General features: G+C 74.6%; 19 protein-coding genes. 10 read left to right on the top strand and 9 right to left on the bottom strand.

The genetic code is table 11. The annotated features are described in order from the left end of the window. Nucleotides 1-31: 31 nt before the first annotated feature. Nucleotides 32-1,252 carry a glycerophosphodiester phosphodiesterase gene (locus AC2A1K_RS19045; protein WP_483897878.1) on the top strand — a complete coding sequence of 407 codons (1,221 nt, stop codon included), beginning with the start codon at nucleotides 32-34 and terminating at the stop codon, nucleotides 1,250-1,252. A 1-nt stretch (nucleotide 1,253) separates the two neighbouring features. On the opposite strand, the gene AC2A1K_RS19050 is transcribed toward AC2A1K_RS19045, so the two are convergent. Continuing rightward, on the bottom strand, nucleotides 1,254-1,553 hold the full coding sequence (locus tag AC2A1K_RS19050) for a UBP-type zinc finger domain-containing protein (protein WP_483897879.1): 300 nt from the start codon (nucleotides 1,551-1,553) through the stop codon (nucleotides 1,254-1,256). A gap of 123 nt (nucleotides 1,554-1,676) precedes the next feature. Beyond that, the gene (locus tag AC2A1K_RS19055; RefSeq protein ID WP_483897880.1) at nucleotides 1,677-2,966 is read right to left on the bottom strand and encodes an adenylosuccinate synthase; all 1,290 of its coding nucleotides are present in this window, start codon (nucleotides 2,964-2,966) and stop codon (nucleotides 1,677-1,679) included. A 113-nt stretch (nucleotides 2,967-3,079) separates the two neighbouring features. Here AC2A1K_RS19055 and AC2A1K_RS19060 point away from each other — a divergent pair, with 113 nt between their 5' ends. Together AC2A1K_RS19060 and AC2A1K_RS19065 are read left to right on the top strand one after the other, a co-directional pair. Further along, nucleotides 3,080-3,769, top strand: a complete 690-nt coding sequence (locus tag AC2A1K_RS19060) for a hypothetical protein (protein ID WP_483897881.1) — start codon at nucleotides 3,080-3,082, stop codon at nucleotides 3,767-3,769. Between the two features lie 151 nt (nucleotides 3,770-3,920). Continuing rightward, entirely contained in the window at nucleotides 3,921-4,145 is a 225-nt protein-coding gene (locus tag AC2A1K_RS19065; protein ID WP_483897882.1) for a hypothetical protein, read from the top strand. Nucleotides 4,146-4,202: 57 nt separating this feature from the next. Here the strand turns inward: AC2A1K_RS19065 and AC2A1K_RS19070 are convergent, their stop codons facing one another. From AC2A1K_RS19070 to fbaA, 3 genes are read right to left on the bottom strand one after another with little or no spacing between them, the layout of a single operon-like run. Further along, on the bottom strand, nucleotides 4,203-5,312 hold the full coding sequence (locus AC2A1K_RS19070; RefSeq protein ID WP_483897883.1) for an FUSC family protein: 1,110 nt from the start codon (nucleotides 5,310-5,312) through the stop codon (nucleotides 4,203-4,205). Nucleotides 5,313-5,341: 29 nt separating this feature from the next. Continuing rightward, a complete protein-coding gene (locus tag AC2A1K_RS19075; protein WP_483897884.1) occupies nucleotides 5,342-5,782 on the bottom strand; it encodes a DUF3151 domain-containing protein in 441 nt (146 codons plus the stop codon). A 30-nt stretch (nucleotides 5,783-5,812) separates the two neighbouring features. Further along, nucleotides 5,813-6,847 carry a class II fructose-bisphosphate aldolase gene (gene fbaA, locus AC2A1K_RS19080; RefSeq protein WP_483897885.1) on the bottom strand — a complete coding sequence of 345 codons (1,035 nt, stop codon included), beginning with the start codon at nucleotides 6,845-6,847 and terminating at the stop codon, nucleotides 5,813-5,815. 220 nt (nucleotides 6,848-7,067) lie between these two features. Here fbaA and AC2A1K_RS19085 point away from each other — a divergent pair, with 220 nt between their 5' ends. From AC2A1K_RS19085 to AC2A1K_RS19095, 3 genes are all read left to right on the top strand, one after another. After that, complete coding sequence (locus AC2A1K_RS19085) at nucleotides 7,068-7,766, top strand: SigE family RNA polymerase sigma factor (protein WP_483897886.1); 699 nt, start codon at nucleotides 7,068-7,070, stop codon at nucleotides 7,764-7,766. Between the two features lie 51 nt (nucleotides 7,767-7,817). Then, nucleotides 7,818-8,483, top strand: a complete 666-nt coding sequence (locus AC2A1K_RS19090) for a hypothetical protein (protein ID WP_483897887.1) — start codon at nucleotides 7,818-7,820, stop codon at nucleotides 8,481-8,483. A 75-nt stretch (nucleotides 8,484-8,558) separates the two neighbouring features. Next, nucleotides 8,559-9,305, top strand: coding sequence for a DedA family protein (locus tag AC2A1K_RS19095; protein ID WP_483897888.1), 747 nt, complete (start codon nucleotides 8,559-8,561; stop codon nucleotides 9,303-9,305). Here AC2A1K_RS19095 and AC2A1K_RS19100 read toward each other — a convergent pair. Genes AC2A1K_RS19100 through AC2A1K_RS19115 form a run of 4 tightly spaced genes read right to left on the bottom strand, consistent with a single transcriptional unit; the run spans nucleotide 9,302 to nucleotide 13,023 of the window. Further along, nucleotides 9,302-9,964 (bottom strand): TrmH family RNA methyltransferase, encoded by a 663-nt coding sequence (locus tag AC2A1K_RS19100; RefSeq protein ID WP_483897889.1) that lies wholly within the window; start codon nucleotides 9,962-9,964, stop codon nucleotides 9,302-9,304. The genes AC2A1K_RS19095 and AC2A1K_RS19100 overlap by 4 nt on opposite strands. A gap of 48 nt (nucleotides 9,965-10,012) precedes the next feature. Continuing rightward, nucleotides 10,013-10,561: an orotate phosphoribosyltransferase gene (gene pyrE / locus AC2A1K_RS19105; RefSeq protein WP_483897890.1), complete on the bottom strand. Its 549-nt coding sequence runs from the start codon at nucleotides 10,559-10,561 to the stop codon at nucleotides 10,013-10,015. A gap of 54 nt (nucleotides 10,562-10,615) precedes the next feature. Next, nucleotides 10,616-12,205 carry an SDR family NAD(P)-dependent oxidoreductase gene (locus AC2A1K_RS19110; protein WP_483897891.1) on the bottom strand — a complete coding sequence of 530 codons (1,590 nt, stop codon included), beginning with the start codon at nucleotides 12,203-12,205 and terminating at the stop codon, nucleotides 10,616-10,618. After that, nucleotides 12,202-13,023 carry a type III secretion system chaperone family protein gene (locus AC2A1K_RS19115; RefSeq protein WP_483897892.1) on the bottom strand — a complete coding sequence of 274 codons (822 nt, stop codon included), beginning with the start codon at nucleotides 13,021-13,023 and terminating at the stop codon, nucleotides 12,202-12,204. Before AC2A1K_RS19115 ends, AC2A1K_RS19110 begins: the two co-directional genes overlap by 4 nt. Before the next feature lie 151 nt (nucleotides 13,024-13,174). Here AC2A1K_RS19115 and AC2A1K_RS19120 point away from each other — a divergent pair, with 151 nt between their 5' ends. From AC2A1K_RS19120 to AC2A1K_RS19135, 4 genes are all read left to right on the top strand, one after another. Further along, the gene (locus tag AC2A1K_RS19120; RefSeq protein ID WP_483897893.1) at nucleotides 13,175-14,932 is read left to right on the top strand and encodes an ABC-F family ATP-binding cassette domain-containing protein; all 1,758 of its coding nucleotides are present in this window, start codon (nucleotides 13,175-13,177) and stop codon (nucleotides 14,930-14,932) included. Nucleotides 14,933-15,031: 99 nt separating this feature from the next. Beyond that, nucleotides 15,032-15,310, top strand: a complete 279-nt coding sequence (locus tag AC2A1K_RS19125; RefSeq protein WP_483897894.1) for a hypothetical protein — start codon at nucleotides 15,032-15,034, stop codon at nucleotides 15,308-15,310. Further along, nucleotides 15,297-16,799 carry a sensor histidine kinase gene (locus AC2A1K_RS19130; protein WP_483897895.1) on the top strand — a complete coding sequence of 501 codons (1,503 nt, stop codon included), beginning with the start codon at nucleotides 15,297-15,299 and terminating at the stop codon, nucleotides 16,797-16,799. The genes AC2A1K_RS19125 and AC2A1K_RS19130 overlap by 14 nt, the downstream gene beginning before the upstream one ends. Beyond that, nucleotides 16,796-17,452, top strand: a complete 657-nt coding sequence (locus tag AC2A1K_RS19135) for a response regulator transcription factor (RefSeq protein WP_483897896.1) — start codon at nucleotides 16,796-16,798, stop codon at nucleotides 17,450-17,452. The genes AC2A1K_RS19130 and AC2A1K_RS19135 overlap by 4 nt, the downstream gene beginning before the upstream one ends. Nucleotides 17,453-17,545 lie beyond the last annotated feature (93 nt).

Consider the following 17,545-nt stretch of genomic DNA (forward strand, 5'->3'; position numbering starts at 1 on the left):
GGTCGGCGCGGGAGCCGGGATATTGCGCGCGATGACGACGTCGGGGCCGTTCTCGTTCACCCGTCGCTCCGCGCTGTGGGGCGGTCTCGTCGCCGCCGGAGCGCTCGCCGCCGGCTGCGCCGACACGCCGGTCGGGGCAACCGCCGCGCCGACCACGCCGACCGCGCCGACCGCGCCCCCCGGCCCGCAGCCGAGCACGACGCCCGGTGGCCCCGGCACCGCCCCGAGCGGCCCCGACCGCATCATGGTCGTGGGCCACCGCGGAGCGTCGGGCCACCGGCCGGAGCACACGCTCGCCGCTTACGAGCTCGCGATCCGCATGGGTGCCGACGCCGTCGACGTCGACCTCGTGCCCACCCGCGACGGCGCGCTCGTCGCTCGCCACGAGCCGGAGATCGGCGGCACCACGAACGTCGCGGCCCGGCCGGAGTTCGCCGCGCGCCGCACCACGAAGGTGATCGACGGGACGCAGGTGACCGGCTGGTTCACCACCGACTTCACGCTCGCCGAGCTCCGCACGCTGCGGGCGGAGGAGCGCATCCCCGAGATCCGCCCCCACAACACGCTCTACGACGGCCGCTACGGCGTGGTGACGTTCGACGAGGTGCTCGACCTGCTCGACCGCCTCACCGCCGAACTGCGCCGACCGGTGGGCGTGCTGCCCGAGATCAAGCACTCGACGTACTTCGCGAGCCTCGGCCTGCCCGTGGAGCCGGCCCTCGTCGACACGCTGCGTCGCCGCGGGAAGGACGGCCCGGACTCCGGGGTGATCATCCAGTCGTTCGAGACGGCGAACCTGCGCGCGCTCGAGCGCCAGGTCGGCTGCCCGCTGCTGCAGCTGCTCGACGCGGCCGGGACCCGGCCCGCGGACCTCGTCGCCGCGAACGACCCGCGGACCTCCGATGCGCTGATGACCCCGCAGGGCCTGCGCGAGGTGGCCACGTATGCGACCTGGCTCGGCCCGACCAAGGAGTGGATCGTCCCGCTGGGACCCGACGACGCCGGCGAGACCCCGACGCGGCTCATCGACGACGCGCACGCGGCGAACCTGCGCGTCATGCCCTACACGTTCCGCAACGAGAACGGGTTCCTGCCGCTGCAGCGCCGCCGCGGCGGGCCAGCCGGAGACGGTGTGACCGCGCCGCCCGACACGTACGGCGACGCGTTCGGCGAGTACGAGCAGTTCGTCGCGCTCGGCGTCGACGCCGTGTTCAGCGACGATCCCGACACCGCGCTCGCCGCGGTCACCTGACTCAGGGCGCCAGCCGGCGGTCGACGTAGCACCAGCGCCACGTCTCGTTCGGCTCGTGGGAGCGCATGACGGCGTGCCCGGTGTCCTCGTGGTGCTTCGAGGCGTGCCGGTACGGGCTCGAGTCGCAGCACGCGACGTGCCCGCACTCGAGGCACTTGCGCAGGTGCGCCCAGGCCGTGTGGCCGGCGGCCGTGCAGTCCGGACAGATCAGCGTCTCGCCGTCCCGCGCGACGGCATCGGGCTCCGGATCCGAGGCGAGGCCCTCGGTGCCGATGACGAGGAGGTGTTCGCAGGCGCCCACCCGATCGAGTCTAGGCGACGGGAACGGCAGGGCAGGGCGACGAAGGAGCGCTGCCGGGCCGTCTCCTCGTCGCCGCGACGACGAAAGCGCCGGGAACGGCAGGGCAGGGCGACGAGGACGAGCCTAAGCGCGGGGCACGTCGCGCAGGACCGTCTCCTCGCGCCCGGGCCCGACACCGATCGCCGACACCGGCGCCCCGGAGAGCTCCTCGATCCGCCCGATGTAGTCGCGGGCCTTCGCCGGGAGGTCGTCGAAGCGTCGGGCCGCCGAGATGTCCTCGAACCAGCCCGGCATCGTCTCGTAGACCGGCTTCGCGGCGACGACGTCCGACTGCGTCATCGGCATCTCGTCGACGCGCTGGCCATCGACCTCGTAGCCGACGCAGATCGGCACGTTCTCGAGCCCGGAGAGCACGTCGAGCTTGGTGAGGAACAAGTCGGTCAGGCCGTTGACCCGCACCGCGTACCGGGCGATGACGGCGTCGAACCAGCCGCAGCGACGGCTGCGCCCGGTGGTGACCCCGACCTCGCCGCCGGCCTTGCGCAGGTACTCGCCGTCGGCGTCGAACAGCTCGGTCGGGAACGGCCCCGAGCCCACGCGGGTCGTGTACGCCTTGAGGATCCCGATCACGCGGCCGATGCGCGTCGGGCCGATACCCGAGCCGGCCGACGCACCGCCCGCGGTGGGGCTCGACGAGGTGACGTACGGGTACGTGCCGTGGTCGACGTCGAGCAACGTGCCCTGCGAGCCCTCGAGGAGCACGGTCTCGCCGCGTTCGAGCGCCTGGTTCAGCGCGAGGCGGGTGTCGGCGATCCGGTGGGCGAAGCCCTCGGCGTGCCCGAGCACGGTGTCGGCGACCTCGTCGACGTCGAGGGCGCGCCGGTTGTAGATCTTGACGAGGATTTGGTTCTTGAGCTCGAGCGCCGCCTCGACCTTCTCGCGCAGCAGCTTCTCGTCGAGCAGGTCCTGCATCCGCACGCCGACCCGGGCGATCTTGTCCTGGTAGGCCGGCCCGATGCCGCGGCCGGTGGTGCCGATCCGGGACTTGCCCAGGAAGCGCTCGGTCACCTTGTCGATGGCCACGTGGTACGGCATGATCACGTGCGCGTCCGCGGAGATCAACAACTTGCCCGTGTCGACGCCCTTGGCCTCCAGGCCCACGAGCTCCTCGAGCAGCACCCCGGGATCGACCACCACGCCGTTGCCGATGACGTTGGTGACACCCGGCGTCAGGATCCCGGACGGGATGAGGTGCAGGGCGAAGTTCTTGCCGTCGGGCAGCACCACCGTGTGGCCGGCGTTGTTGCCGCCCTGGTAGCGCACGACCCACTGGACCTGCTCACCGAGGATGTCGGTGGCCTTGCCCTTGCCCTCGTCGCCCCACTGGGCGCCGATGAGCACGATGGCCGGCATGTGACACTCCCTGATCTGGTGGTCGAGCTCCGCATTCGCTGCGTCTCCGACCTCGACTGCGGTACGCGCACGGGAGTGCGGGTCGCCCCGTGCAACGGAAGGGTAGTCCACGCGTGTCCCACACCTCGTGCTCGCGGGTGCACGTGCTGACCTGCGGGGAGCCGGCACGCGCGCGCTGGGCGGGTTCGCTCGACGGCTGGCGCCCCGTCGACCTCCCCGTCGTGCCCGCCCGCGGCGACGTCGACCCGCTGCTCGACGACCTGCCCGCAGCCGCGCGCCTGATCGTGGCCGGCGACGACGCCGCGCTCGCCGCGGTGCTGGTCCGCCTGCTGCGCCGCGAGCGCCTCGACCTCGAGGTCGCCCTGCTGCCCGCGCCCGACTCGGCGGCCGCGCGGGTGTGGGCCCTGCCCACCGATCCCGCGGCGGCGCTCACCCTCGCCCGCGACGGGTCGGCGCGCCCGGCGCCCCTGGTGCGCGACGACCACGGCGGCGTCGTCGCCGGACGCCACGGCGTCGGTGCCGTGCACGGTGAGGTCTACTGCGAGGAGCACCGGGTGCTGCGCGGCGACGCCGCCGAGATCGCCGTCCAGCCCGACCCGGCCGGGGTGCGCGTGATCGTCATCGGATCGCGCCGCCTGGGCGGTCTGCGCGCCGGGCGGGTCACCGAGCGGGCGGGGCGGGCGGTCCAGCTCGGCTGCCGTCCCGCGGTGACGGTCGTCCGCGACGGCGTCCCCGCGGACCGTGCCGTGTCCCGGCGCAGCTGGTACCGCCACACCGAGGACTGGCGGCTCGTCCGGCCCTGAGGCCCGGTGGTCGGCCGCCGTCGGACGATCAGCGGGTGCGCCCACCGGACGGTCCGCCCGCCCGACTGCGCTGAGCGACCACTCAGCTACCGCCCGTGCCCACCCGCCGTGGGTGAGGTGTGCCCCGGCGGGGTGGGGGTATGCCTCTTCCATGCTGGCGGTGGTGGTGCTCCTGCCGATCGTGCTCATGGTCGTCGCGTGTCTGCTCGAACGCTTCGAGGCCCACGCCGTCGCCGGGAAACCCGCACCCCGGACCCGCCGTCCCCTCGCGATCGAGCCCCCGGGGCGGTCGCTGACCCTCGTGCCGGGTGAGGACGAGGACAGCGAGCACGAGCCGACCCCGGCCGCACCCGCCCCGCTGCGCGCCGCCTCCTAACCGCGCGAACGGGGACTTCGGGCGCATAGAAGCAGCGAACACCACGTTCGCTGCAGCTCACGGCGGCTCGTCCCGCCCCAGCCGCGTGCTGGTCGTCGCCGTCACCGCCTCGTCGCGGTCCATCCCGGATGCGGTGAGCAGGTCCACGAGCGTCGAACGGATCTGGGCGATCACGACGTCCGCCGAGTAGCCCCCGCCGTGCGCCGGCACGGTGGCGACCGTGTCCAGCAGCGCGCTGCGGGCGCCGTCGGTGGACTCGCCGGCGGTCAGCTCGCGGCGCAGCTCGGCGGTGTCCCCGGCCAGGCGGCGCAGGACGGCGACGAGGTCGGCGTCGGCCTCCTCGCCGTCGCGGATCGCCGCGTGCCCGCGGCGAGCGAGGACGCGGGCGTTGCGCAGCGCCAGGTCGACCGGGCGCACGGCCGCCCGCAGACGCGCGAGCTCTCCGCGGTGGCGGCGGCGCAGCGGGGCGATGGCGGTGATCTCGAAGCCGGCGTCGACGGCGTCCGCGAGCGCGTCGACTCGGCCCTGCGTGGCCCGCGCCCGCTCCAGCACCGCCGCGGCGGCCTCGAGATCCGCCGTGTCGAGCGCGTCGGCGGTGCCGGCCAGGACCTCCTCGAGCTCGGTGAGCAGCGCGGACAGGCCGCGGCGCGCCCGGGTCAGCGGGTGCGAGGGCAGTGTCGCCGCCATGGCCAGGCCGATCGCCGCCCCGATGATCGTGTCGATCCAGCGGGAGAACGCGGCGGTCGTCCCGGGCGGTTGCAGCGTCGCCACCAGCACCGCGGACACCGCGGCCTGGTTGAGCAGCAGGGCGCCCACGTCGAACAGCAGCGCCGCCAGCAGCGTCAGCCCGACGACCACGCTGATCTGCCACCAACCGGGGCCGATGAGCACCACGATGAGGTCCCCGACCGCGACGCCCACGCTGACCCCGGCCGCGAGCTCCACCGAGCGGCGCAGCCGGTTGGTCAGCGAGACGCCGAGGACGAGCACGCACGCGATCGGCGCGAAGAACGGCAGTGGGTGCCCCACGACGTCGCGTGCCACCAGGTACGCGATCCCGGCCGCCAGCGCGCACTGCAGCACCGGCAGCCCGGAGTCGCGCAGACGCCGGGCCCGGAGACGCGCCAGGGCGCGCAGACGCCGACGAAGCCCACGGAGCTCGACCACCCGGCTGTCCCGCGGCGTCCGTAGCCGGCTCAGACCAACCCGAGAGCGGCCACGGCCTCCGGGTCGCAGTCGTCGAGGAGCTGGGCGCAGCGTTCCACCTCGTCGGTCTCGCCGATCGCCTTCGCCGCCTTCGCCAGCGCCGCGACCGACCGGAGGAAGCCCTGGTTGGGCCCGTGGTCCCACGGCACCGGCCCGAAGCCCTTCCAGCCGTTGCGGCGCAGCTGGTCGAGCCCTCGGTGGTAGCCGGTGCGGGCGTAGGCGTACGCGGCGACGTGCTCGCCGGCCGACTCGGCGCGCTCGGCGAGCTCCGCCCAGGCCGCCGAGTAGGTCGGGTGATCGGCGACGACCGCCGCGGGGTCCTCGCCGCGCTCCAGCCGCGCGGCGGGCCCCGGCGTCTCGGGCAGGTAGGTGGGCTGCGGTCCGAGCAGGTTGTGCCCGTGCCCCGCACCAGGTCCGGTCGGGATGGTCATACCGCCATCATCCGCCCGGACCGCGACCGGTCAGCGACCCAGGGTATGCCCGGTCGAGCGCAGGTTCTCGCAGGCCGTGGCGACCCGCTCGGCCATCGCGACCTCGGCCTTCTTGTTGTAGCTGCGCGGGTCGTAGGTCTTCTTGTCGCCGACCTCGCCGTCGATCTTCAGCACACCGTCGTAGTTGGTGAACATGTGCGCCGCGATCGGGCGGGTGTAGGCGTACTGCGTGTCGGTGTCGACGTTCATCTTCACGACGCCGTAGTCGAGTGCCTCGTGGATCTCCTCGAGCAGCGAGCCCGAGCCACCGTGGAACACGAGGTCGAACGGCTTGGAGCCGTCGGCGAGGCCGAGCTTGCGCGCCGCGACCTCCTGGCCCTCCTTGAGCACCGAGGGACGCAGCTTGACGTTGCCGGGCTTGTACACGCCGTGCACGTTGCCGAACGTCGCCGCGAGCAGGTAGCGCCCCTTCTCGCCGCCGCCGAGCGCGTCGACGGTGTGCTCGTAGTCGCCCGCGGCGGTGTAGAGCTTCTCGTTGATGTCGTTGGCGACACCGTCCTCCTCGCCGCCGACGACGCCGATCTCCACCTCGAGGATGATCTTCGCCTTGACCGCCTTCTCCAGCAGCTCCTGGGCGATCTGGAGGTTCTCGTGCAGCTCGACCGCCGAGCCGTCCCACATGTGCGACTGGAACAGCGGGGGCTTGCCGGCATCGACGCGCTCCTGGCTGATCGCGATCAGCGGGCGGACGAACCCGTCGAGCTTGTCCTTCGGGCAGTGGTCGGTGTGCAGCGCCACGTTGATCGAGTACTTCTCGGCGACGACGTGCGCGAACTCGGCCAGCGCGCTCGCGCCGGTGACCATGTCCTTCACCGACTGGCCGGAGCCGAACTCCGCGCCGCCGGTGGAGAACTGGATGATCCCGTCGCTCTCCGCCTCGGCGAAGCCGCGCAGGGCGGCGTTGATCGTCTCCGACGAGGTGCAGTTGATCGCCGGGAAGGCGAAGGCTCCCGCCTTCGCCCGGTCGAGCATCTCGTTGTAGACCTCGGGGGTCGCGATGGGCATCGTCGTGCCTCCCAGGGGCGTCGACAGGGGGCCGGGCACCGGGGCGGACGCGGTGCCGGCCGGACGTCGGCGCAGTATGACGCAGCCGTGGGATCCGGCGCTGCCTCGTCCGGTGTGACCCGGTTCCCGTCGGGTGGGTCGCCTGGGCCACGCGGGTGATCCGCAGACGGACCCTCGTCCCCACCGGGACCACAGGTGGTGAACGGCTATCGTCGATGACGTGGCCCATCCCGGGGAGAGCGCCGTCGAGCGCACGCTCGGCAGCCTGCGGGCCATCGACGCCGTCGCACCGGCGGATGCGTCGGTGGCTCATCCCTCGGCGCGACCCTCGTCGCCGCCCCGACCGGGTCCGGGAGGTCCGGGAGGTCCGGGAGGTCCGGGAGGTCCGGGAGGTCCGGGAGGTCCGCCGGGTGCGCCCGTCGCCACCCAGGACCAGGCCCCCCGCACGCTCGAGGACCTCTACCGCGAGCACCGGATGCGGTTCGTCCGCCTGGCGGTGCTGCTCGTCGACGACCCGGCGACCGCCGAGGACGTCGTGCAGGAGGCGTTCACCGGGTTGCACCGGCACTGGGGGCGCCTGCGCGACGAGCACGCGGCGCTGGGCTACCTGCGCACGGCGGTGGTCAACGGATCACGGTCGGTGCTGCGACGCCGGCGCACCGCGCGGGAGTACACCCCGCCCCACACCGCCGACGCGCGGTCCGCGGAGTCGCTGGCGATGCTGTCGGCCGAGCACCAGGCGGTGGTGTCCGCGCTGGGCAAGCTGCCGCGCCGCCAGCGCGAGGTGCTGGTCCTGCGCTACTACGGCGGCCTGTCCGAGGCGGAGATCGCCGAGGCCACCGGCATCAGCAAGGGCACGGTGAAGTCGACGGCGAGCCGCGGCCTCGAGGCGATCGGCAAGCTCGTCGACGGCGGGTGACCCCGAACGCCCCCTGGGTGTGATCGCCGCTCGCCACTATCATCGGGCGGGATGGACGACGAACGGCTGCTGTCCGAGGCCCTGCGCGCGCACGCCGCGGGCGGGGTGTCCTCCCCGGGCACGCCGAACGCGCCCGCCGCACCTGCTGCTCAGGACGAGAGCGGGTCCGCCGGCAGCGGCTCCCGCCTGCGCGACCGCTTCCGCCCCTTGGGCCGCAGGCGCGGCGAGACCGCCGATCCCGCGCCCGAGACGGTCGCCCACCCGACCTCCTCGGCCCAGCCCTCCGCACCGCCCTCCGCACCGCCCTCCGCACCGCCCTCCGCACCGCCCTCCGCACAGCCGGCACCGCCCGCCGCCCCCTACCCGGCGCCCCCGCGCGGCGGACCCCCGATGGCCCGGCCGGCCCCGCGTCCCGGGGCCAACGAGCGGCCCTGGGAGCAGGGCGCGCCGCCCCCGGGTGGTCGTCCCGCGCCGCCACCGACGGGTCCGGCGAACAGGCCGCCCGGGCCGGGGGTCCCCCACCCGAGGCCCGCGCCCGGTGCCACCGGGGCCGGCCCCTCGGTCCCGGCCCCGGTCCCGGCCCCCGGTGGCGGGGACGGGGACGGTCCGACGCCCTGGACGCCGGCGCGGATCGCCTGGTGGTCGAGCGTGGCGCTGCTCGGCGGCGCCATCGCGGGCGCGCTGGCGGCCGTGGGCACCCTCGGTCTCCCGGGTTGAGCACACCGGATCCCCGAGACCGTTCCCGGTGACCCGGAGGCTCCCGCCCAGGTCCGCCGCGTACGGTTCGTAGACGTGTCGCCCACAGTCGCCGCCGCCACGACCACGGTGCAGGCCCTCGGCCCGGAGTGGCTCGACCCGCAGTACATCATCGAGTCGCTGGGACCCTGGGCCCTCGTCGGTGTGTCTCTGATCATCTTCGCCGAGTGCGGACTGCTGGTCGGCTTCTTCCTGCCGGGCGACTCGCTGCTGTTCATCACCGGGCTCGCGGTGGTCACCGGCCTGATCGAGACGCCGCTGTGGCTGGTCTGCGTGCTGCTGGTGGTGTGCGCGTTCCTCGGCAACGCGCTGGGCTACTACATCGGGCTCAAGGCGGGCCCAGCGATCTTCGACAAGCCCGACTCGAAGCTCTTCAAGCAGGAGAACGTCGAGCGCACGCAGAAGTTCTTCGACAAGTACGGCAACCGGGCCATCGTGCTGGGGCGCTTCGTGCCGATCGTGCGCACGTTCATCACGGTCATGGCCGGCGTCGGGCGCATGGACGCGCGCCGCTACCTGACGTTCTCGCTGATCGGTGGCGTCGCCTGGGCGGCCGGGGTGACGCTGCTCGGCGCCGCGCTGGGCCAGTTCGACGTCGTCAAGAACAACATCGAGATGATGCTCATCCTCGTGGTGGCGCTCTCGCTGGTGCCGATCGCCATCGAGATGATCAAGGCGCGCCGCGAGAAGAAGCTCGGCGCCCAGGGGCTGGCCGAGGACGTGCTCGACGGCGCGACCGAGGAGCCCACACAGGTCATCGACACGCGGAACCGCGAGCGCTAGACGCTCGCGTGCGCGCGGATCCACGCGTGCATGGCGATCCCCGCGGCCACGCCGGCGTTGATCGAGCGCGTCGAGCCGAACTGGGCGATCGAGAGCACGGCGTCGGCGCCCGCGACGGCGTCGGGCGTGAGGCCGACACCCTCCTGGCCGAACAGCAGCACACAGCGCCGGGGCAGCTCGGCCGTCTCCAGTGGGGCCGCCCCGGGGGCGTTGTCGACCGCGATCACCGCGAGGTCCTCCGCCCGCGCCCAGGCGAGGAGCGCCGCGACGTCGGGGTGGTGGTGCACGTGCTGATAACGGTCGGTGACCATCGCGCCGCGCCGGTTCCAGCGCCGCCGGCCCACGACGTGCACGGCGGCCGCGGCGAAGGCGTTGGCGGTGCGCACGATCGTGCCGATGTTGGCGTCGTGGTGGAGGTTCTCGATCGCGACGTGGAACGGGTGCCGCCGCGTGTCGAGGTCGGCGACGACGGCCTCGCGGCGCCAGTAGCGGTAGCGGTCGGCGACGTTGCGTCGGTCGCCGGCGGCGAGCAGCTCGGGGTCGTAGCGCGGGTCGTCGGGCCAGGCGTCGGGGCCGCCGGGCCAGGGTCCGACGCCGACCGGCTCCGGGCCGGTGCGCCACTCGGTGGGACCGGGCTCGTCGTCGTCCGGGCTGCCCAAGGGTCCGGCTCCCCTCTCGGCGTGCTCCCCTGGACGCCGCGTATCCGTCTACAGCCCCAGGTCGGCCAGGCCCAGCAGCGAGCGGCAGGGCAGGCCGCGCGCCTCGACGGCCTCAGTCGCCCCGGTGGCGCGGTCGACGACGGTCACGACGCCGACGACTTCCGCGCCGGCCTCGACCAACGCGTCGACCGCGGTGAGCACGCTGCCCCCGGTGGTCGAGGTGTCCTCGACGGCGAGGACGCGGCGCCCGGCGACGTCCGGGCCCTCGATGCGCCGCTGCATGCCGTGGGTCTTGGTCGCCGACCGCACGACGCAGGCGTCGACGGGCCGGCCGGGGGCGTGCATCACGGCGAGGGCGACCGGGTCGGCGCCCATCGTCAGCCCGCCCGCGGCGTCGTAGCTCCAGTCGGCGGTGGCCTCACGCACGAGACGCCCGATGAGCGGGCCCGCCTCGTGGTGGAGGGTTGCGCGGCGCAGGTCGACGTAGTAGTCGGCCTGCTGCCCCGACGACAGCGTCACCGTGCCGTGGACGACGGCCAGCTCCGCGACCAGCTCGGCGAGCCGGGCGCGCGACTCGGCGTCGACCGCGGGACTCATGGCTCGCGCTCCCCTCTCGGCGTGCTCACCTGGATGCTTCGTCTCCGGCGCTGTTCATCCCCGACCCGACGCCGTGCGCGCCGCGAGGGCCCGCAGGATGCCGCGCGGCACCACGCGTGTGACGCCGACGATCGCCTTGTACACCGCCCCCGGCACGGAGAGCGCCTTCCCCGCTTCGAGGTCGTCCAGGCCCCCCGCGACGACCGTGTCCGCGTCGAGCCAGAGCCAGTCGGGTCCCTGGCGCTCCTGGCCGGCCCGGGCGTGGAACTCGGTGCGTGTGAACCCCGGGCAGAGTGCCATGACCCGCACGCCGGTGTCGCCCAGCGACAGCGCGAGGTTCTGCGAGAGCGCCGTGACGTAGGTCTTGCCCGCGGTGTACACCGACCCGCGTCCGGGCAGGAACCCCGCCACGCTCGACACGTTGACGACGTCGCCGCGCCCGCGCGCCACCATCCCGGGCAGGACGGCCGCGGTCAGCTCGAGCACAGCGGCCATGTTGACCTCGTAGTTCGCGCGCAGCGCGCCGGGGTCGGTGTCGACGAACTCGGACCCCGTGGCATAGCCCGCGTTGTTGACCAGCAGCGCGACGGGCGTCTGCCCGAGGGTCAGGCGCTCGATCACCCGACGGCGCCCGGAGGCGACGGCGAGGTCGGCCACCAGCACCTCGACGCCGACGCCGTGGCGGGCGCGCAGGCGCTCGGCGAGGCTCTCCAGGCGGCCGGCGTCGCGGGCCACGAGCACCAGGTCGTGGCCGGCGACGGCGAGGTGCTCGGCGAACGCCGCCCCGATCCCGGAGCTCGCGCCGGTGACCAGGGCGGTGCCCTCGCGCGCGCCGCGGGCTCCGCGCCGCCCGGCGACGGCCCCGGCGAACGTCGTCCGGCGCATCCCGGAGGACACGCGCAGCGCCGTGAAGGGGACGAGGCGCGAGGTGCCGACCAGCGCCTTCATGCCCACGCCGGGGATCGAGACGGCGCGCCCGGCGGCGTGGTCGGCGAGGGCGGCGCCCGCCACGGTGTCCGCGTCGGGCGGGGGGACGCGCAGCGGGACGGCGTGTCTCGTGCGCCGGCCGATGCCGGGGGAAGTCGGGCACACGACGGTGAGGGCGAGCCCCTCGCGACTGTGCTTCTGCGCGAGCGACTCGGTGAGCGTGGCGACGTAGGCCTGCGCGGCCCCGTCGAGCCCGCCCGCCCCGGCCAGCGGCAGGTAGGCGCCGGGGCCGGCGGTCGTGATCACGCCGCTCGGACCGGGGTGCCCGCGGGCGATCATCCCGGGCAGCGCGGCCCGGATCAGCACCAGCGCGGTCGCAGCGGTGCGGTCGAGCGCCGCGCGGACCACGGCGGGGTCGGCGTCGGGCAGGCCCTCGGTGCTCCCGGGCGCGGGGCCGACGACGAGCAGGTCGATCGGGCGGGTCGGGGCCTCGAGGCGGCGGGCGACGAGATCGACGTCGTCGGTGTCGGCGAGATCGCCGGGCAGGACCTCGGCCCTCGGCTCGCCCAGCTCGTCGGCCAGCGCCTCGAGGGCGCCGCGCTCACCACCGGCGAGGACGAGCTCGTCGCCCGCGGCGTGCAGGCGCCGGACGAACGCACGGCCGAGGTCGGTGTCCGGCGACGTGACCAGGGTCCGGCGCGGTACGGGTCCGCTCACCGCCCGGAGGACGAGCTGCTGCGGGCGCCCGGCCCGAACTCGTCGTCCTCGACGTCGTAGGGGATGTCCGCGGGGCGGTCGCGGTGGGTCTGGCGGGGCTCGGACGACGCCGGCGGGTCGGTGTCCGCGTCGTCGTCCGGCTCACCGGCGTCCGGCGTGGGCTCGGGCCCGTACCCGTCGTCACCGCCACCCGCGGCGTCCTCGAGCGCCACGGACACCTCGACCAGCGCCTGCAGCAGGCCCTGGACGCGGTCCGGGTCGGCGCCCGGGTCGATGGTGGCGAGCACCCAGGTGTCCTCGGCCCACACCAGCGGCACGTCGTCGCCGACGAGGTCGGCGGCGCGGGCGACGTCGGAGGTGATCAGCGGGCGGGCCTGGGCCACCGAGGTGACGAAGGCGTAGCGCTCGCCGACCTGACCGAGCGAGTCGAGCCCGGCGTCGTCGGGCAGCGGGGCCGACGGCAGCCGCAGCTCGATCGCCACCGGCAGCGTGGCGACCCCGCGGACCGCGGCGACGATCCCGGTGATCTGCCCGGCCTGCTCGTGGTCGAAGACGTGGGCGAGGCGACGGCCGCCGGGGCCGGGGACCGCGCCGGTCGCGAGGTCCAGCGCACGGCCGTGGCCGCCCTGGTGCACGGCGCCGTAGCGCCAGCGGCTCGGCAGGACGGGGTCGACGTCGACGAACTCCCAGCTCTTCTGCTCGGCCCACCGGCGCCGGTCGCGACGGTGCCCGCTGGTACGCGCACGGTCGGAGAGCAGCAGCAGCGCCCCGCCGCCCGCGGCGAGCACCGCGATGACGAACCAGACCCAGGCAGGCACGCACGAAGGGTACGACGACCACGTCCCCCCATCGTGCAGGCCGTCACCGGCGCGCCGTCCCATGTGAGCGAAATCCCCGGCTGTACCCGTGAACCCCCGCCCACACGGGAGCCCGGAATCCGGTGGTGGCGCGCGATTACGCTGGTCGACCGTGAGCGCCACGCTGGTCGCGCGGGACCTCGCCGCCGCGCACGGCGCCCGGGTGCTGTTCTCCGGACTCGACCTCGTCGTCGCTCCCGGCGACGTCATCGGGCTCGTCGGGGCGAACGGCGCCGGGAAGTCCACCCTGTTGCGTCTGCTCGCCGGGCTCACCGCGCCCGACCAGGGCTCGATCGCCCTCTCCCCCGCGTCCGCCACCATCGGCCACCTGCCGCAGGAGACCGCGCGGGTCCCCGGCGAGACGGTCCACGGCTTCCTCGGCCGGCGCACCGGCGTCACGGCCGCCGCCGCGACGTTGGAGACGGCGACGACGGCGCTGTCGGACGGCGTGCCCGGGGCCGACGACGCCTACGCCGCGGCGCTGGAGCACTGGCTCGACCTCGGCGGCGCCGACCTCGAGGAGCGCACCGCCGAGGTCGGCGCCGACCTCGGGCTCGCCGCGGACCTGCTCGACGCCCCGATGACCTCGCTCTCGGGCGGGCAGGCCGCTCGGGCGAACCTCGCGTCGCTGCTCCTGGCCCGCTTCGACGTCTTCCTGCTCGACGAGCCGACCAACGACCTCGACCTCGCGGGCCTCGAGCGGCTGGAGCGCTGGGTCGCGGGAGACATCCAACGGAGCACGCCGACAGGGGAGCGGAGCTCGCCCCATCGCACGAGCCGGCAGGCGGGCACCGTGCTCGTCAGCCACGACCGCGAGTTCCTCGCCCGCACCGTCACCTCGGTGCTCGAGCTCGACCTCGCCCAGCAGCAGGTCACGCAGTACGGCGGCGGGTACGAGGCGTACCTCGTCGAGCGCGAGACCGCCCGCCGCCACGCCCGCGAGGCCTACGAGGAGTACGCCGACAAGCGCTCCGAGCTGACCGCGCGGATGCAGACGCAGAAGCAGTGGGTGGACAAGGGCGTGCGCAACGCCCGCACGAAGGCAGGAGACAACGACAAGTTCATCAAGCACCACCACGCGGCGACCGCGGAGAAGCAGGCCGCGAAGATCGCGCAGACCGAGCGGCGGCTCGAGCGGATGGAAGTCGTCGAGGAGCCCCGCAAGGAGTGGGAGCTGCGGATGTCGATCGCCGCGGCGCCGCGCTCGGGCACCGTCGTGGCGACGCTCGACAGGGCCGTCGTGCACCGACCGAAGAGCCCAGCTCCCCTATCGGCGTGCTCCCCTGAGGGCTCCGTGGGTGGGGCTGACTTCACCCTCGGGCCGGTCACGCTCCAGCTCGACTGGGCCGACCGCGTCGCGATCACCGGGGCCAACGGCGCCGGCAAGTCGACGCTGCTCGCGCTGCTGCTCGGCCGCCTCGCCCCCGACGAGGGCCGCGCCTGCCTGGGGTCGGGCGTCGTCGTCGGGGAGGTCGACCAGGCCCGGGGGCTGCTGACCGGCCGGGCCGCGCTGCTCGACGTGTTCTCCCGCGAGCCGGAGCTGGACCGCTGGCCGACCGCGGAGATCCGCACGCTGCTGGCGAAGGTCGGCCTCGGCGCCGAGCACGTGCACCGCGGCGCCGACACCCTCTCGCCCGGCGAGCGCACCCGCGCCGCCCTGGCGCTGCTCCAGGCGCGCGGGGTCAACCTGCTCGTGCTCGACGAGCCCACCAACCACCTCGACCTCACCGCGATCGAGCAGCTGGAGTCCGCGCTCGCCTCGTTCGAGGGCACGCTGCTGCTGGTCTCCCACGACCGGCGTCTGCTCGCGGGCGTCTCGATCACCCGGCGGTGGCATGTCGACGCGGGGCAGGTGCGCGAGCGCATGTGAGCAGAATTTCTGCTCGCACGCGGGAACCGCACCCGCTGATGAGAACGTTCTCATCCCGGCGTCACGAACGGCTCACCCGCACCGGAGAGGGTGAGCCGCATGGCTCGACCGACGCTCGCGGCTGCCCTGCTGATCGCGGCGCTCGCGGTCGGCGCGACCGCGTGCGACACGTCCTCCGAGGTGCCGCTGCCGGCGCCCGTGTCGGTGCCCTCCGTCCCGGGCGGGGCTCCCGCCCCGGCGCCCGAGCAGGACGACGACGGGACCGTGGCGCCGCCGCCCGCCGGGAACCAGGAGGACGGGGATGACGGCCCGGACGACGGACCCGACGGAGTCGACGACGGGCCCGCCGGCGACGACGACGACGGTGACGACGGCTGATCAGCCCGCCCCCACCTCGCGGCTCGTCCGCTTCCTGCGCGCCCGTGGCGCGCGTGTCCGGATCGTCGCGTGGGTCCTGCTGTTGGTGCTCGGTAGCCTCGCCGTGGTCACCGTCGTCACCTGGCAGCTCCTGATCGGCGCCACCGACGCCCGCATGGACACCGCCCTGCGCACCGAGATCGAGGAGTTCGCCGCGCTCACCGCCTCCGGCCGCAACCCCACCGACGGAGCGCCGTTCGCCTCGGTCGACCAGGTGCTCGAGACCGCGATCACCTACAACCTGGCGCGGCCCAACGAGAAGTTCCTCGGCTACCTCGACGGCGTGTTCCGCTACCAGAGCCGCCAGCAGAGCCCGGTGCTGCTGGCCGGCGACCCGGGGTTCGCCCGGCTCGCCGGGTCGGTGCCGGAGCCGGTCGAGGCGCGCTACGAGAGCGCGGCCGGCGAGGTGCGCTACATCGCGGTGCCGGTGACGCTGGCCGGCGACCCGGCGCGCGGGGTCATCGTCGTCGCGTACTTCGCCGACCAGGAACGCTCGGCGGCCAACGACGCCGCGCTGCTCATGGTCGCGGCCGGGGCGGTGACCGCGGTGCTCGCGGCCCTCGCCGCCTGGCTGATCGCGGGTCGCATCCTGCGCCCGGTGCGCGACGTCGCCGACACCGCGCGCGCCATCACCGAGACCGACCTCTCCGCCCGCATCGACGCCACGGCGGACACCCGAGACGAGCTCGGTTCGCTGGTCCGGGCGGTCAACGCCATGCTCGACCGCGTCGAGGACGGCGCGCAGGCCCAGCGCCGTTTCGTCGACGACGCCGGCCACGAGCTGCGGACCCCGATCACGATCGTGCGCGGCCACCTCGAGGTGGTCGACGTCGACGACCCCGCCGACGTGCGCACGACGATCGGGCTGGTCGACGACGAGCTCGAGCGGATGAACCGCATCGTGTCCGACCTGCTCGTGCTCGCCAAGGCCGAGCAGCCCGCGTTCGTCCGCCCGGCGCCGACCGACGTGCCCGCGCTGCTCGAGGAGACGCTGCGCAAGGCCTCGGGGCTGGCGGACCGGGAGTGGGCGCTCATCGGCGCGGATCCGTTGGTCGCCGATCTCGACGCGCAGCGCGTGACACAGGCCCTGCTCGTCCTCGCCGACAACGCCGCCCACCACACCGTGCCGGGCGACCGCATCGTGCTCGGCGCCGCTGTCCACGCGACGGCGGACGCGACGACCCTGCGCCTGCGGGTCGCCGACACCGGGACCGGCGTCGCCGTCGCCGACCGCGAGCGCATCTTCGCCCGCTTCGCCCGCGGCAGCGGCCCGGTCCGGCGCTCCGACGGCGCCGGCCTGGGGCTCGCCATCGCCAGCGCGATCGCGGGAGCGCACGGCGGGCACGTCGAGGTCTCCGACGGCGTCGGCACCGGGCTGCCCGGCCAGAGCGGGCCCGGCGCCACGTTCACCGTGGTCCTGCCCCTGCGTGCCGAGTCGGAGGTCCGGTGAGCAGCATCCTCATCGCCGAGGACGAACCGCGGATCGCCGCGTTCGTGGAGAAGGGCCTGCGGTCGGCCGGGTTCGCGACGACCGTGGTCGACGACGGCGTCGCCGCCCGCGACCAGGCCCTCGGCGGCCACCACGACCTGCTCGTGCTCGACATCGGGCTGCCCGGGCTCGACGGCTTCGCGGTCCTCGCCGAGCTGCGCGCCTCGGGCTCGCGGATGCCGGTGGTCGTGCTGACCGCCCGCGACAGCGTCGCCGACACCGTCGCCGGTCTCGAGGGCGGCGCCGACGACTACATGGCCAAGCCCTTCCGGTTCGAGGAGCTGCTCGCCCGGGTGCGCCGCCGGCTGGCGGACGCGGGGCCGGGCGAGGTGACCGTGCTGCGCCACGGGTCGCTGTCGCTGGACCTGCGCACCCGGCAGGCCACGGTCGACGGGGCGACGGTCGACCTCTCGGCGCGCGAGTTCGTCCTCGCCGAGACGTTCCTGCGCCACCCGGGCCAGGTCCTCTCCCGCGAGCAGCTGCTCTCGCGGGTCTGGGGCTACGACTTCGACCCCGGCTCCAACGTCGTCGACGTCTACGTGCGCTACCTGCGCCGCAAGCTCGGGGCGGAACGGATCACGACGGTGCGGGGCATGGGCTACCGGCTGAGCTGAGGCGCCGGGCGGGGTGCTCCTGACGGTCAGGAGCACCTCATGGCCCGGGGCAGCGGCGCGGCCGGACGGGTCGGAACGATTACTGGCTGGGGC

The sequence above is a fragment of the Actinomycetospora sp. 2LY8.5 genome, from assembly GCF_057180585.1.

Coding starts and splice junctions, on each gene's coding strand:
- AC2A1K_RS19045 (WP_483897878.1), top strand. CDS start 32: ATGACGACGTCGGGGCCGTTCTCGTTCACCCGTCGCTCCGCGCTGTGG.
- AC2A1K_RS19055 (WP_483897880.1), bottom strand. CDS start 2,966: ATGCCGGCCATCGTGCTCATCGGCGCCCAGTGGGGCGACGAGGGCAAG.
- AC2A1K_RS19065 (WP_483897882.1), top strand. CDS start 3,921: ATGCTGGCGGTGGTGGTGCTCCTGCCGATCGTGCTCATGGTCGTCGCG.
- AC2A1K_RS19075 (WP_483897884.1), bottom strand. CDS start 5,782: ATGACCATCCCGACCGGACCTGGTGCGGGGCACGGGCACAACCTGCTC.
- fbaA (WP_483897885.1), bottom strand. CDS start 6,847: ATGCCCATCGCGACCCCCGAGGTCTACAACGAGATGCTCGACCGGGCG.
- AC2A1K_RS19090 (WP_483897887.1), top strand. CDS start 7,818: ATGGACGACGAACGGCTGCTGTCCGAGGCCCTGCGCGCGCACGCCGCG.
- pyrE (WP_483897890.1), bottom strand. CDS start 10,561: ATGAGTCCCGCGGTCGACGCCGAGTCGCGCGCCCGGCTCGCCGAGCTG.
- AC2A1K_RS19125 (WP_483897894.1), top strand. CDS start 15,032: ATGGCTCGACCGACGCTCGCGGCTGCCCTGCTGATCGCGGCGCTCGCG.